General features: G+C 60.4%; 11 protein-coding genes. 5 read left to right on the top strand and 6 right to left on the bottom strand.

The features are described 5' to 3' along the window. Positions 1-150: 150 nt before the first annotated feature. Together ACQ4W4_RS25940 and ACQ4W4_RS25935 are read right to left on the bottom strand one after the other, a co-directional pair. Entirely contained in the window at positions 151-1,332 is a 1,182-nt protein-coding gene (locus tag ACQ4W4_RS25940; protein WP_436544405.1) for a trans-sulfuration enzyme family protein, read from the bottom strand. Next, positions 1,329-2,720, bottom strand: a complete 1,392-nt coding sequence (locus tag ACQ4W4_RS25935) for a pyridoxal-phosphate dependent enzyme (protein WP_436544404.1) — start codon at positions 2,718-2,720, stop codon at positions 1,329-1,331. The genes ACQ4W4_RS25940 and ACQ4W4_RS25935 overlap by 4 nt, the downstream gene beginning before the upstream one ends. Before the next feature lie 295 nt (positions 2,721-3,015). On the opposite strand from ACQ4W4_RS25935, the gene ACQ4W4_RS25930 reads away from it, so the two are divergent. Then, entirely contained in the window at positions 3,016-3,564 is a 549-nt protein-coding gene (locus ACQ4W4_RS25930) for a thymidine kinase (protein WP_070313504.1), read from the top strand. Position 3,565: 1 nt separating this feature from the next. Here the strand turns inward: ACQ4W4_RS25930 and ACQ4W4_RS25925 are convergent, their stop codons facing one another. Then, positions 3,566-3,838, bottom strand: a complete 273-nt coding sequence (locus ACQ4W4_RS25925; RefSeq protein WP_436544403.1) for a putative signal transducing protein — start codon at positions 3,836-3,838, stop codon at positions 3,566-3,568. A 52-nt stretch (positions 3,839-3,890) separates the two neighbouring features. Beyond that, positions 3,891-5,861 (bottom strand): methyl-accepting chemotaxis protein, encoded by a 1,971-nt coding sequence (locus tag ACQ4W4_RS25920; protein WP_436544402.1) that lies wholly within the window; start codon positions 5,859-5,861, stop codon positions 3,891-3,893. Between the two features lie 519 nt (positions 5,862-6,380). Here ACQ4W4_RS25920 and ACQ4W4_RS25915 point away from each other — a divergent pair. The 3 genes from ACQ4W4_RS25915 to ACQ4W4_RS25905 all read left to right on the top strand — a co-directional run bounded on the left by ACQ4W4_RS25915 (position 6,381) and on the right by ACQ4W4_RS25905 (position 10,531). Next, a complete protein-coding gene (locus ACQ4W4_RS25915) occupies positions 6,381-8,648 on the top strand; it encodes a carboxy terminal-processing peptidase (protein ID WP_436544401.1) in 2,268 nt (755 codons plus the stop codon). A 448-nt stretch (positions 8,649-9,096) separates the two neighbouring features. Next, positions 9,097-9,522: a DUF6088 family protein gene (locus ACQ4W4_RS25910; RefSeq protein ID WP_131689323.1), complete on the top strand. Its 426-nt coding sequence runs from the start codon at positions 9,097-9,099 to the stop codon at positions 9,520-9,522. Next, entirely contained in the window at positions 9,485-10,531 is a 1,047-nt protein-coding gene (locus ACQ4W4_RS25905) for a nucleotidyl transferase AbiEii/AbiGii toxin family protein (RefSeq protein WP_436544400.1), read from the top strand. The genes ACQ4W4_RS25910 and ACQ4W4_RS25905 overlap by 38 nt, the downstream gene beginning before the upstream one ends. Before the next feature lie 252 nt (positions 10,532-10,783). Here the strand turns inward: ACQ4W4_RS25905 and ACQ4W4_RS25900 are convergent, their stop codons facing one another. Further along, positions 10,784-11,701, bottom strand: a complete 918-nt coding sequence (locus ACQ4W4_RS25900; protein ID WP_436544399.1) for a LysR family transcriptional regulator — start codon at positions 11,699-11,701, stop codon at positions 10,784-10,786. A gap of 106 nt (positions 11,702-11,807) precedes the next feature. Between ACQ4W4_RS25900 and ACQ4W4_RS25895 the strand changes: the two genes are divergently transcribed. Continuing rightward, entirely contained in the window at positions 11,808-13,022 is a 1,215-nt protein-coding gene (locus ACQ4W4_RS25895) for an MFS transporter (RefSeq protein WP_436544398.1), read from the top strand. A gap of 158 nt (positions 13,023-13,180) precedes the next feature. Here ACQ4W4_RS25895 and ACQ4W4_RS25890 read toward each other — a convergent pair whose 3' ends face one another. Next, positions 13,181-14,227 (bottom strand): hypothetical protein, encoded by a 1,047-nt coding sequence (locus tag ACQ4W4_RS25890; RefSeq protein WP_436544397.1) that lies wholly within the window; start codon positions 14,225-14,227, stop codon positions 13,181-13,183. Positions 14,228-14,417 lie beyond the last annotated feature (190 nt).

Below are 14,417 nucleotides of genomic sequence, written 5' to 3'. Positions count from 1 at the left end.
GCGGATACGGCATCCAGTTACCCGGTCTTGATATGCCTACCAAGATTTTGACAGCGGTCGATACCGTTCGCAATACCACGAACGGCATGAGGGGAAGAATACAAGGTCGGATTAGCGGCGGTACGCCGCGTAATCCGACAAATCCCCACCTCAAATCGCGTCGAGCGCCGTGCGCAGATCGTGGCGCAAATCCTCGATATCCTCGATCCCCACCGACAGGCGGATCAAGCCGTCGCCGATGCCCAGCCTGGCTCGCTGCTCGGCAGGAATGCTGGCATGCGTCATCAGGGCCGGGTGCTCGATCAGGCTTTCCACGCCGCCCAGGCTTTCGGCCAGGGCGAACACCTCGCAGCGTTCGAGGAAGCGCCGCGCGCCGGCCAGGTCGGTATCGAGGTCGATCGAGATGATGCCGCCGAAACCGTCCATCTGGCGCTGCGCCAGCGCGTGCTGGGGGTGCGATGCCAGGCCCGGATAAAACACGTGTTTTACTTCCTTCTGCTGCTCCAGCCACTGCGCCAGGGCCAGGGCGCTTTCGCAATGGCGCTGCATGCGGATGGCCAGGGTTTTCACGCCGCGCAGGGCCAGGAAACTGTCGAACGGCCCGGCGATCGCGCCCACCGAGTTTTGCAGGAAGCCCAGCTGTTCGCGCCATTCCGCCTGGCGTTCTTCCGCGCCGACGATGGCGATGCCGCCGATGATGTCCGAGTGGCCGTTCAGGTACTTGGTGGTCGAATGGACGACGATGTCGAAGCCATGTTCCAGCGGGCGCTGCACCAGCGGGCTGGCAAATGTGTTGTCGGCCACGGCGATGATGCCCCGCTCGCGGCAGATGTCGGCAATCGCACGCAAATCGGCCAGTTTCAGCATCGGGTTGGTCGGCGTTTCGACCCACACCATCTTCGTTTCCGGGCGCAGCGCGGCCAGCAGGTTTTCGGGATTGGTCAGGTCGACGTACGTGAACGCATGGCCGGCCGAGCGGCGGCGGACTCGTTCAAACAGTCGATACGTGCCGCCGTACATGTCGTCGCCGGCGACGATGTGGCTGCCCGCGTCCAGCAATTCCAGCACGGACGAAATGGCGGCTAGGCCCGAGGCGAAGGCGAAGCCCGCGCTGCCGCCTTCCAGGTCGGCCACGCAGCGCTCGAGCGCCCAGCGCGTGGGATTGTGCGAGCGGCCGTAATCGAGTCCCTTGTGCACGCCGGGGCTGTCCTGCACGAAGGTGGAGGTGGCGTAAATGGGCGGCATGATGGCGCCCGTCGACGGGTCGGGCGACTGGCCGGCGTGGATGACGCGGGTGGCCAGATGGCTCTTGCGGGTGGTTTCTTGACTCAAGATAGTGTCCTGCGTAAGTGGTTGAGAAGGTCGAAGCGGGTGATCAGGCCATAGAATCCGGTATCGTCGGCGACGACGGCCGTCAGACCCCGGTCCAAGGTGGCGCGCAGGGCGGGCAAGCCGCTCGATGGCGCCAGGGTTTCGATCTGCGTGGTCATGGTGGCGCCCACCAGGCCCGCGAAATGCGCGGCGTCGCTGGAAACGTGCAGCAGCAAGTCCGATTCGTCGATGATGCCGACCAGCTGGCCGCCGTCGATGACGGGCAGTTGCGCCAGGTCGCTGGCGCGCATGCGGTTGAAGGCCGTGAGCAGGGTGTCGCCAGGGGCCACGCTGACGACGTCGCCCTCGTCGTAGCGGCGCCCGATCAGGTCGCGCAAGTCGCCCGAGCGCGCCCGCTGCAGCAAACCCTGGTCGCGCATCCAGCCATCGTTGTAGACCTTCGACAGGTAGCGCGTCCCCGTGTCGCACACGAAGGTGACGACGCGCTTCGGCGTGGTCTGTTCGCGGCAGTATTTGAGGGCGGCGGCCAGCAGGGTGCCGGTGGACGAGCCGCCTAAAATACCTTCGGCGCGCAGCAGGGCGCGCGCGGAATCAAAGCTTTCCTGGTCAGTAATCGTGTAGGCTTTTTTCACGCTGTCCATATCGGCGATCGACGGGATAAAATCTTCGCCGATGCCTTCGACGGCCCACGAGCCGCTCGTGTCGGACACCTTGCCCGTGTCGATGTATTCGGTGAGGATGGAGCCTTGCGGGTCGGCCAGCACGAATTCCAGCTTGGGCTGTACCTTGCGGAAGTAGCGCGTCAGGCCCGTCAGGGTGCCGGACGAGCCGACGCCGACGACGATGGCGTCCACGTCATGGCCAGTTTGCTCCCAGATTTCGGGCGCCGTCGTCGTTTCGTGGGCCAGCGGGTTGGCGGGGTTGTTGAACTGGTCGGCGAAGAAGGCGCCGGGCAGGTCGCGCGCCAGGCGTGCCGCGTAATCCTGGTAGTACTCGGGATGGCCCTTGCCCACGTCCGAGCGCGTGGTGTGCACTTCGGCGCCCAGGGCTTTCAGGTGCAGCACCTTTTCCGTCGACATCTTGTCGGGTACGACGAGGATCACTCGGTAGCCCTTGATGCGGCCGACCAGGGCCAGGCCGATGCCGGTATTGCCGGCCGTCGCCTCGACGATGGTGCCGCCTGGCTGCAGGCGGCCGTCCGCTTCGGCCGCTTCGATGATGGACAGGCCGATGCGGTCCTTGATGGAACCGCCGGGATTTTGCGATTCCAGTTTCAGGAACAGCTGGCACAGGCCCGTGTCGAGCCTGGTGACTTCGACCAGCGGGGTATTGCCGATCAGCTGGTATAGCGCTGGCGGCCGGGATGGGGATGGCATTCGATCATTCATGGTGGCTCCTGTCAGAGAAACAGCCGCTCCGGATTGTGTCCCGAGCCGCCTTCCGTGCCGCGCAGTGTAGGCGGGTGGACGGGTGCGGCGAACGAATGTTTGCATGCTTGCATATGCGGCTTTCGCATATGCCTGCGGATTTGCATCATCCCAGTATGCACCGTTTTCCGGCGCCTTGCCTCGGCAATGGCGCATGGATTAAGCTGCCGCAAGCTTGCCATTGCGATTTATAATCACGCCTCGAAAAGGTGCTAAACAGTATCTTTGAAAAACCAGACGAACAGGGCAGGCGGCAGTGGCAAAACTTTATTTCCGGTATTCCGCAATGAACGCGGGCAAGTCGACGGCCTTGTTGCAGGTCGCGCACAACTATGAAGAGCAGGGCCAGCAGGTGCGCCTGTACACGGCCGCCATCGACAGCCGCTACGGCGTGGGCAGGGTCACCTCGCGCCTGGGCCCGCAGCGTCAGGTCGATATCTTCCATGCCGACACGAATTTTCTCGACGCTATTCCCCAGGTGGCTTGTTTGCTGGTGGATGAGGCGCAATTTCTCAGCACGGCCCAGGTGCAGCAGCTGCACCAGCTGGCGCAAGTGAAGGGCGTGCCCGTCATCTGCTACGGCTTGCGCACGGATTTCAAGGGCGAACCGTTCCCCGGCTCGGCCTATCTGCTGGCGCTGGCCGACGATATCGAGGAACTGAAGAATATCTGTACCTGCGGCAAGAAGGCCACGATGAACATCCGCGTGGACGAGCAGGGCCGCCGCATCAAGGAAGGCGAGCAGATCAGTATTGGCGGCAATGAGTCTTACCGCCAGGCGTGCGGGCGCTGTTTCTACTCGTAAATTAATCGGCGACGGGCGTCCCCACATCGGCATCGTCCGCCAGCGCCAGATCGCCCCGCTCGAAGGCGGCGAGGATGTCATTGGCGCGCGCCACGTCGTGTTCGCGCACCATGACGCGGGCGCCGCCGATGGCGGCCGCCAGCAGCATGTCGGCCTGCATGTGCTGGTCATCCGTCAGCAGCACGTCGATGCCGGCCGCGGCCAGGCAGCCGCGGATGACGTGCGCATCCGTGGGGATCATCAGCCGGGCGATCAAAACGTAGTCGTCGTGCATGGGTGCCTCCTGGCGCGGTGAATATCGCCTCATCTTAGCACCCGGCATGACCTTACAGCTTGAACACGCCCACCACCTGGTTCAGCTCCTGCGCCTGCTCCTGCAAGGCGTCGGCGGCCGCGGCCGCCTCTTCCACCAGGGCCGCGTTCTGCTGGGTCACCTGGTCCATCTGGGCGATGGCCTGGTTGACTTGCTCGATGCCGCTGCGCTGCTCGTCGCTCGCCTGCGCGATCTCGGCCATGATGGTGCTCAGCTGCTGCACGCTGGCCACCACCGTGTCCATGGTGGCGCTGGCCTGGCTTACCTGGGTGTGGCCCAGGTCCACCGTGCCGGCCGATGCCTGAATCAGGTCCTTGATGTCTTTCGCGGCGGCCGTCGAGCGCTGCGCCAGGGTGCGCACCTCGGTGGCGACGACGGCGAAGCCGCGTCCCTGTTCGCCGGCCCGGGCCGCTTCCACGGCCGCGTTCAAGGCCAGGATATTCGTCTGGAAGGCGATGCCGTCGATGACGCCGATGATGTCGGCGATCTTGCCCGACGAGCTGCGGATGGCGTCCATGGTGCTGGCCACCTGTGCCACGGCCGCGCCGCCTTCGGCTGCCAGGCTGGACGATTCGTGCGCCAGCCGGCTGGCCTGCTGCGCATGGTCGACGTTCTGGCGGACGGTGGAGCTCAGCTCTTCCATCGAGGCGGCCGTCTCTTCCAGCGAGCTGGCTTGCTGTTCCGTGCGGCTCGACAGATCCAGGTTGCCGCTGGCGATTTCGCCGGAGGCCATGGCAATTTGCCCGGCGCTGCCGCGCACGTTGCCGACCACTTGCGACAGGTTGTCGCTGATGCGGTTCATGGCGCGCAGCAGGCGGCCGATTTCATCCAGGCTGCTGGTATCGAGGTGCACCGTCAGGTCGCCGGCGGCGATTTGCGCGGCGGCCGTTTCGGCGGCGGCCAGCGGGCGCGACACGAGCGCGCGCACCAGCCAGTACAGCAGCAGGGCGAAGACGAGCAGGGCGATGAAGCCGGAAATGGCCAGCTGGTTGCGCAGCTGGCGCGCTTCCGCCGTGATCTCGTCCGTGAACGTGCCGCCCGCGATGATCCATTGCCAATCCTTGAACTGGCGGTAAAACAGCTGTTTTTCGCGCGCGAGGGCAGCCGTTTCGCCGGGCGCCGTCCACGTGTAGCGCATGGCGCCGTCTTTCTGCGCCAGCATGTCCTGGATGAACAATCGGCCATCGCTGGCCTTGAACTCGAGCGCGCTCTTGCCTTCGCTGTTCGGGTGCAGCACCAGGTGGCCGTAATTGGCGCCGGGCGCCGTGTCGACGATATAGATGTAGCCCGTCTGGCCGATCTTGACCTGGCGAATCTTCTCTTTCAGCATGGCCAGATTCTTGCTGATGTCCAGGCCGATGAACAGCACGCCCACCACCTTGCCGCCCGCGTCGCGCACGGGGTCGTACTGGGTGATGTATTGCTTGCCAAACAAGGTTGCCATGCCAACGAAGCGCTGGCCCGCGCGCAGCGGCGCATAGCTCGGGTGGTTGTGGTCGAGCTGGGTGCCGATGGCGCGTTCGCCATCCTGTTTCTTCAGCGACGTGCTGATGCGCACGAATTCATCGCCGTTGGCGGCGAAGATGGTGGCGATCACGCCCGTTTGCGCCGTGTAGCGGTCGACCACGGCCGTGTCGAGGTTGAGCACCTTGCCGCCGTTGGCCAGGGCCGGCGTGGCCTTGCCGGCCACGGCCACCATGGCGCCCGTGTCGACCGTGAACGGGCCGGGAAATTCGGCCGCGAACAGGCGCGCAAAGCTGGCCGCTTCGTTGACCATGGCCGTATGGAATACTTCCGTGGTCGTCATGACGCTATTGAGTTCGCTGGTGACGGCCGCTTCGGCGCGCTGTTCCAGGGCATTGGAGGTGCGGATGCTGATCAAGGTCGTCAGGCTGGCGAGGATCAGGCTGACCAGGGCAAACGTGAAGACGGTAATCTTGCCCCCGACACTCCAGTGGCGGGGGGAGAAGGAAATTGTAGGCATAGTGTGAGTCTGGCAAAGGGTAATCAGCTCGGCCATTCCTGGTCATGACATGACACGCGGGGAGGGGATCTGGTGGGATACTGTTGCAACGAAAGCGCTCCGGCTGTGGGAATCACGCGCAGGCAAGCCGGATTTCAGGGCGCGATGATAGCATGTTGCTTGCCATTTGTTACTAAGTGTTTCCCGCAGGAATTAATTTTTCCCATAAAAACGCTACCTGCATCAAGGATTGCATCAGCGGCCCATTGACTTTTTTGATTTCTATGGAACGTGTTGATGGCCATCGCTGGCGAGCGATGTGATTTTTGTCACGCATGTTTCACTTTGTAATGAATGAGACGCCGTCTTTAATCCGCGTTTAAGCTTCCAGGAAGAAACTGATATTCCTTGGGAGACTGCCAGGCCGTATCCTGTAGAATAATATGCAGACCAGTCGTGTATTCCCCTTACTGTCTTGCTGGCTGGCGCATGAATAGCTGCGCCGCCTGGAATTGATTCAACTAATTTTCGGAGAAGCCGATGAAGAAGCAAATGATGCTGGTCACCCTGGTGCTTGCCCTGTCAGCCCACGCTGGCGCAGCCCAGACGGACAAGAGCGCCGCTCCTCCGCTACCCATGAAGCCGCTGGCCCAGCAAACGCAGGCCGCCTTGTGGGCCTCGCGCGTATTGACGCGCGTCCATTACAAGGCCATGCCGCTCGACGACGCCATGTCGGAGAAAATCTTCGACCGCTATTTCAAGTCCCTGGACGCGGAAAAACTGTTTTTCGTGCATGCCGACATCGACCGCTTCGCTCCCTTGCGCACCAAGCTGGACGACGCCATCATCAATGAAGACTTGACGGCGCCGTTCGCCATCTACAACCTGTACCAGCAGCGTTTCGACGAGCGCATGGCGTATGCGCGTGAATTGCTCAAAACCAAGTTCGACTTCACGGCCGACGAAAGCTACCAGCTCGACCGCGAAAAGGCCGCCTGGCCGAAGAATGACGAGGAAGTGCGCGACCTGTGGCGCAAGCGCGTCAAGAACGACTGGCTGCGCCTGAAACTGGCGGGCAAGGAAGACAAGGCCATCCGCGAGACGCTGGACAAGCGCTATGAAAGCTACACGACCCGTGCGCGCAAGCTCAACAGCGAAGACGTGTTCCAGATCTTCATGAACGCCTATGCCATGTCGATCGAACCGCATACCAATTACCTGGGACCGCGCGCCTCGGACAACTTCGACATCGCCATGCGGCTGTCGCTCGAAGGCATCGGCGCCGTGCTGCAGACGCGCGACGAATACACGGTGGTGCGCGAAGTGGTGCCGGGCAGCCCGGCCGGCCTGTCGGGCAAGCTGAAAGTGGGCGACCGCATCGTCGGCGTGGGGCAGGGCGAAAGCGGCCCCATCACCGAAGTGCTGGGCATGCGCATCGACGACGTGGTGCAGCTGATCCGCGGCGCCAAGGATTCCGTGGTGCGCCTCGACATCCTGCCGGCCGACGCCGGCCCCGATGCCAAGCACGTGGTCTTGCCGCTGGTGCGCAAGAAAATCAGCATGGAAGAGCAGGCGGCGAAGAAATCGATCATCGAAGTGCGCGAGAACGGCGTCAAGCGCCGCATCGGCGTCATTTCCCTGCCGACGTTCTACCAGGACTTCGAAGCGCGCCGCCGTGGCGACAAGGACTTTAAAAGCGCCACGCGCGACGTCAGCCGTTTGCTGGCCGAGCTGAAGAAGGACAAGGTCGACAACGTCCTGATCGACCTGCGCAACAACGGCGGCGGTTCGCTGAACGAAGCCGTCGAACTGACGGGCTTGTTCATCGACAAGGGCCCGGTCGTGATGCAGCGCAATGCCGAAGGCAAGGTCGACGTGGAAAGCGACACCAATTCCGGCCTGGCCTGGGATGGCCCGATGGGCGTGCTGATCAACCGCGGCTCGGCTTCCGCTTCCGAAATTTTCGCCGCCGCCGTGCAGGATTACGGCCGAGGCGTCATCATCGGCGAAGGCAGCTTCGGCAAGGGCACCGTACAAACCCTGTTCAACCTCGACCGTTTCGGCGGCAGCGAGAAAGCCCGTTTCGGCGAGCTGAAAATGACCATCGCCCAGTTCTTCCGCATCAACGGCGGCACCACGCAGTTGCGCGGCGTCACCCCCGACATCAAGCTGCCGGCCATGTCGGACACGGAAAACTTCGGCGAATCGAGCTATGACAATGCCCTGCCATGGGTGGCCATCAAGCCGGCGCCGTACATGCCGACGGGCGACCTGAAGGATATCGTGCCGCTGCTGGACAAGAAGCATGAAGCGCGCGTGGCCAAGGACAAGGATTTCCAGTACTTGCTCGATGACATCGCCCTCGTCGTCAAGCAGCGCAAGGAAAACCAGATTTCGCTCAATGAAACCGTGCGCCGCAAGGAGCGCGACGCCCAGGAAGCGCGCGCCAAGGCGCGTGAGAAGCGCCTGATTGCGCAAATTTCGAATCCGGCCGACGACCTCGTGGTGATTCCCGATCCGAAAGACGTGCTCAAGGGCGCGAAAGCGGCCAGCAAGACAGCCAAGCAGATCGCCGCCGTGAAGGGCGCCTTGCGCACCGACGACGGCTTGCAGGGCGACGAGCGCGCGCTGAGCGCCGAACTGGACGCCGAAACGGCCGCCAAGAGCGCCAAGGACGTGCTGCTGAACGAAGCGGCGCGCATCCTGGCCGACGAGGTGGCGCTGATCAAGGCCGATACGCGCATGGCGGCCAAGGTCTTGCCGTATGGCGCGGATGGCAAGGCGACGCCGGTGACGGCAGCGAAGTAATGAACTTGGGGTCAGACCCGCCGGGTCTGACCCCAGCTTTTGTTTTGGGGCGAGGGAGAGTTATCTGTTTAGTGTATTTCTATCATTCCAACAATCAATTGGATGGATATGCCGCGATGCAGCATAATGCACTTGTCTCCTCTATTCTCCTCCAAGAAAATAGATTCAGCCCGCTCTCGTAGCGGGCTTTTTTTTTGTCCCGGCGGTGTTAATAAGTCGTTGGCAACCAAATGTTGCCGCTGATGGTGCCCTCTGACCTTATGGCGGCAACTTGGTCAAGAGGTTTGCGGTAATTCTCTCAAGTAATTTACGTGCTTGAAATTGTTTCAGATATTGCTCGCCAGTCGGTAATGTGTGTCGACGTAAGTCATTGTTATATAAGGATTAGTCTTGACAATTGCTGGGAGGTTGCTATAGTCTTTGATGTGCACCCTTGGCAGGAGTGAAAATGAAACTTGAAGAGCGTATGCTTCGGTCAGTGAAACAGCGTACTGGTAATGTAATTTTGCGAGCAGAAATAGCCCGTTTGGGAAGTGCATCACAGGTGACCGAGGCACTTAAATCGTTGCAGGCTAAGGGCGTGCTGGTCAGGATTGGGACTGGCGTCTACGCCAAAACACGCAAGAGTTCTGTTACAGGGGCGACTATCCCGGCAGGCAGTCTTGAGACGTTGGCGACTGAGGCGTTGAAAAAATTAGGGGTAACAGTACGCCCAAGTAAGGCAGCTGCGGCATATAATTCCGGCAAGACAACCCAACTTCCAGGGGCCTTCGTTGCCAATACTGGTGGCCAACGTATCCGCAGGAAAATTGCGGTGGGAGGCCGCTCGGTAGTCTATGAGAACGATTACGGACAAACAACAGCGAGCGCTTGAAGACCTTGCTGCGGAGGGACTCCTTCGGGGCCTGCCGGTACAGACCGCTGAAAAAGATATCCATATCACCGAGCTTCTCAAAGGATTGAGCGAGCTCCAGGTTTCGCACGACCATTTCAGCGACCTCAACACGCGAGGGGGAGAGCTAACTCGCCATGACGTTGGCATTCAGTTAGTTTTCGCTGGTGGGACGTGTCTGTCCAAAGCGCATGGACTCATCAATCGAATGTCGGAAGACATCGACATTAAAGTTTTGCTGTCGCCAACGCCCAAACCCCTGAAGAAGGGGCGCGGAGACCGTGTTCGCTTAATCGCATTACACGAAGTTCTCCCTTCATTGTTGGCGACGTTGGGATTCCCGTTGCTCGCGTACCCTGACGGAGGTGAAAATCCGCGCATTCGCGATGCGCACCGTTACTATGTGGTCGGTGCCGGTTATAAGTCGGCATACGACCAACTCCCAAGCCTACGGCCCGAGCTTAAGCTTGAACTGATTCAACGCTCCCCTCTTTTACCACTCGAAAAACGAGAGTTTGGCTATCTCTATGAATCGTTGGCGGGCATTGCGCCTAGCACAACGCTCTCGATTGATTGCATTTCGGTGGCTGAGACCATGGCGGAAAAAGTTCTCTCTTTGCTACGACGTTGCGCCTACAAATGGGACGGCCACCAGACTAAAGGAGATATCGACCCTGCGCTGGTGCGGCATGTCTACGATGTCGCCAGGATTGCGGAGCAGTCGGGTGATTCCCTTACTGCCGCTAAGGGTATTTTCTCACGGCTTGTCTTGAGCGACCGAGACGAATTCAAAGGGCAAAACCCCGAATTCGATGTCGACCCCGTGTCTGTGCTTAAGCGGACTTTGATTGCCGCGAAAGAAAATGGCGAGCTGAAAGAGCGCTACACGCGAAATCTCATGCCACTTGTGTATGACCTCGACCCGCCGAGTTTCGAAGAGTCCTTCGCTTCCTTTGAAGTCGTGGCGCACAGTTTTCTGGACGCCTGCTAAGTTTGCGGGTGGGCTTCGAATTTTCCCTGCTTAGCTGGGAAAATTCCCTATTGATGCCGACTACTATTGGGCAAAAATGCCGTGCATGAGCCTGGCCACTTCATCGGTACCATACTCACTTCGTCGAGTCAGCAGGGTTAGGGTCCAAAGGTACGGTCGGCAATTTTCTTGTTGCGATGCGGAAAAGCAGTGGAGAACGCTTTGACTTTCCAAAAATAGGGTCTCATGCTTATTAGCACCCAGCCCCGGATTTCATGCGCCCGCCTGCACATCCGCATTTTCCGCCAGCAGGGCCGTGATCCAGCCGGCAAACGCCTGCACCTTGGGCGTGGCCAGCCGGCCTTGCGGCGTCAGCAAGGACATGGGCATGGGCGTCGGCGGGTGATCGGCCAGCACGGCCACCAGGGCGCCGCTGTCGAGGTGTTCGCGCACCTGGTACACGGCCGCCTGCGCCAGTCCCAGCCCCTGCAAGGCGCAGGCGACGCTGGCGTCGGCATCGTTGACGGCGATGGGGCCGGCCATCTGCACGCGCACGACCTCCTTGCCTTGTTGAAAATCCCAGTCGAAAGCGCGTCCCGTGCGGCCCGAGTAATGCATGATGCCGCTGTGCGCGGCCAAGTCGGCCAGGGTGTGCGGCGTGCCGTGGCGCGCCAGGTAGGCAGGGGACGCGCAGGTGACGAAGCGCATCAGGCCGACCTGTTTGCCGATGAAGGCGGAGTCTTGCAAGGTACCCACGCGCAAGGCGCAATCGATGCCTTCCTGCGTCAGGTCGACCAGGCGGTCCGTCAGGCTCAGCTGCAGTTGCACGTCCGGCCAGGCGGCGTGAAACTGCGCGATATGGGGAATGATCAGGCGCCGGCCTACCGTGTTGGGCAGATTGATGCGCAGTAAGCCACGCGGTTTTTTCGCATCGGGCCCACGGAAGGCCAGTTCCGCCGTCTCGACGGCTTTCAAAATATCGAGGCAATGGCGAAAGTACTCGGCCCCTTCCGGCGTCAGCGACAAACGGCGCGTGGTTCGCTGCAGCAATTGCGTGCCCAGGTAGGCTTCCAGCTTTTGCAGGGTGGCCGTCAGCGCGGCGCGCGGCAAATTCAAGGTCTCGGCCGCCTTGGAAAAGCTGTTGGCTTCAACGATGCGCACGAAGGTCTGCATGGCCTTGATCTTGTCCATCTTGATTGTTCATCTTATGTGAAAAGTGTAAGTGGATTATGCCCTAATTATCTTGAGCTCTGGTTTGACTAGAATAGCCACATCCCTACCGAACCGAGGAAACAACATGAACAAGGCCTCACCTTCCGCTTCCCACGATATTTCACCCGCCATGGTGCTGCTGCTGGCCATCGCTTCCGGCTTGATCGTGGCCAATCTGTATTACGCGCAAACCCTCGTCGGGCCCATCAGCGCCTCGACGGGCCTGTCGGCCAAGGCGGCCGGGCTGATCGTCACCCTGACGCAAGTGGGCTACACCCTGGGCCTGCTGTTTGTCGTGCCGCTGGGCGATTTGCTGGAAAACCGCCGCCTCATCGTCACCGCCTTGCTGGTGACGGCCACGGCGCTGGTGGTGGCGGCCGTCTCCACGGGCGCCATCGTGTTCCTGGCTGCGGCGCTGGCCATCGGCCTCGGTTCCGTGGCGGCGCAAGTGATCGTGCCGTTTGCCGCCCACCTGTCGCAGGAAGCGACGCGGGGGCAAACGGTGGGCAAGGTGGTCAGCGGCCTGTTGCTGGGGATCATGCTGGCCCGTCCCGTGGCGTCGCTGATGGCGGACCACGCGAGCTGGCACGTGGTGTTCGGCGGCGCCGCCGTGCTGATGGTATTGCTGGCGCTGGTGCTGCGCCGTGCCTTACCCGTGCGCCAGCCCGTGTCGAACATGCGCTATCCGGCCTTGATGGCGTCGTTGTGGCATTTGCTGCTGGGTACGCCCGTCCTGCGCCGCCGCGCCGCCTACCACGCTGGTCTGTTTGGCGCCTTCAGCCTGTTCTGGACCGTCACGCCGCTGGTGCTGGCCAGCCCCGCGTTCGGCCTGACGCAAACGGGCATCGCCATCTTTGCCCTGGTCGGCATGGCGGGCGCCGTCGCCTCGCCCATCGCCGGCCGCCTGGCGGACGCGGGCCACACCTTGCCTGCCACGGCTGCCGCGCTGGCGCTGGGGATCGTCGCGTTTGCCTTGCCGATGTTGGCGCCGGAATCGAAGCACGTGGCGCTGGGCTTGCTGGTAGTCGCTTCCATCGTGCTCGACATGGGCGTGGCGGCCAACCTGGTGCTGGGCCAGCGCGCCATCTTCAGCCTGGGTGCGGAAGTGCGGGGCCGCCTGAACGGGCTGTATTTCGCGCTGTTCTTTGCCGGCGGCGCGGCCGGCTCGGCCATCGGCGCCTGGGTGTATGCCAGCTATGGCTGGCAGGCAACCTTGCTGACCGGTATGGCGTTTCCGGGCCTGGCCCTGCTGGTGTGGCTGGGAGAATTTTTGCCGCTGACCACGCGTCGCCCGGCTTGAAACCCTGATGGCATCACATTATCACTAATGGATATTTCTATCATCATGAATATAAAGTGGCGTGATATGCCGCGATGCCGCAAGATGCACTTGTCTCCTCTATCTCCTCCAAGGAAATAGATTCAGCCCGCTTCCATAGCGGGCTTTTTTTTGCCTGTTTATTTGCGCAGTTTGCCATCGGCATCACAATAGCCATAACGTTGGGGACTGCCGCACCAGCCAGCTTCCTTTTGTACTTCGGCTAGCTGGTTGCAATGTACGGTGCGGAAATGTGTCGGCAGATAGCTTTTTAATATGGCATCAGAGATATTCCGAGGGGAAATTTTTTCGCCTGGCGGGGGCGGCGGGAAAGTCGCTGCAATCGCGCGATCCGCTACATTGTCAATGAAGAGGACAGTTTCACCCGCCTGTACCTGGCACATATGATTGGTAGTGAAGTCATACCGTTCAGCGGCCTTGATCATGAACAGTGGCCCCTTGTTTGAGATACCTTGGATCATGGCCTGGGCCGCCGAATAACTTCCGATAAAGCCAGCAATGGAGATTGCAAAGAGGAAGTAAGTGGTTTTTTTATTGGTCTTGAAATCGAAAATAAACAAGAACAACAGGAAAATGACCTCGAAAATGATTGCCAGCACAGCATAGGCAAAGGCGCTGAACGAGAAGGCAAATATCAGGGTGGCGAGGCCAAATGAAAAGGGCAGGTAGGAAGGCGGAAAAGGAAAATTGGCCGCAAAAAAATCGACAGCGCTCAGGCGCGAAAAAATCACGCAGGCAGACACCGCCAGGGAAACCCCCACTTTTGCCAGCAGGCTTGCAAAAACGGAATTCAGCGAAAATAGTACCCATGCAATGCCTGACACCCCAACGACGAGAATGCCTGTCAGCGCCACCTGTTCGAGAATGTAACTGACATAATCATCTGTTTCCTGGACATGTAGGTGCGAGACCAGGAGGATCAGGCCACCTATCGTGGCAATGGAAAAAATAACAAGTGAAATAATGGTTTTGGGATCGTTATATCTTTCGATCAGCGCAGGGATGATTTTTTCGGTGTCGGGCGATATCTTGACGATAAATTTTCTGATGCTCTCCTTGTTTTCACGCAGCGCCATAAAACTAAAGATTATTCCCGCTGGCGGAATGGTGATGGATGTCAGGATGCACAGCAGTATGAATAAGATTATTTTTATTATCTTCATCATTGTAATTGGGCACTATCGTCGGCGGATGTTTAATGGAAACCTGCGTGCGGAATATAGCACGCATTATTTGGCATGGAGTATGGTGAATCGCGTGGCGTGAGAAGTCGTGTGGGTCTGAAAAACCACTGGCGAGCGACGCAGAGTGGGCGATGGACATGAAACAAGCAATGCCAGCAGCCCAGAACCCTTC

This window comes from Janthinobacterium glycogeni, assembly GCF_051380725.1.
Taxonomy (GTDB): Bacteria; Pseudomonadota; Gammaproteobacteria; order Burkholderiales; family Burkholderiaceae_D; genus Janthinobacterium.
The sequence above is the reverse complement of the archived record's forward strand: the minus strand, read 5'-3'. Positions and strand labels throughout refer to the sequence as shown.

Bases quoted from the DNA above. Each gene is read 5' to 3' on its own strand.
- ACQ4W4_RS25935 (WP_436544404.1), bottom strand. From the start codon at position 2,720: ATGAATGATCGAATGCCATCCCCATCCCGGCCGCCAGCGCTATACCAG.
- ACQ4W4_RS25925 (WP_436544403.1), bottom strand. From the start codon at position 3,838: ATGCACGACGACTACGTTTTGATCGCCCGGCTGATGATCCCCACGGAT.
- ACQ4W4_RS25920 (WP_436544402.1), bottom strand. From the start codon at position 5,861: ATGCCTACAATTTCCTTCTCCCCCCGCCACTGGAGTGTCGGGGGCAAG.
- ACQ4W4_RS25915 (WP_436544401.1), top strand. From the start codon at position 6,381: ATGAAGAAGCAAATGATGCTGGTCACCCTGGTGCTTGCCCTGTCAGCC.
- ACQ4W4_RS25910 (WP_131689323.1), top strand. From the start codon at position 9,097: ATGAAACTTGAAGAGCGTATGCTTCGGTCAGTGAAACAGCGTACTGGT.
- ACQ4W4_RS25905 (WP_436544400.1), top strand. From the start codon at position 9,485: ATGAGAACGATTACGGACAAACAACAGCGAGCGCTTGAAGACCTTGCT.
- ACQ4W4_RS25900 (WP_436544399.1), bottom strand. From the start codon at position 11,701: ATGGACAAGATCAAGGCCATGCAGACCTTCGTGCGCATCGTTGAAGCC.
- ACQ4W4_RS25895 (WP_436544398.1), top strand. From the start codon at position 11,808: ATGAACAAGGCCTCACCTTCCGCTTCCCACGATATTTCACCCGCCATG.
- ACQ4W4_RS25890 (WP_436544397.1), bottom strand. From the start codon at position 14,227: ATGATGAAGATAATAAAAATAATCTTATTCATACTGCTGTGCATCCTG.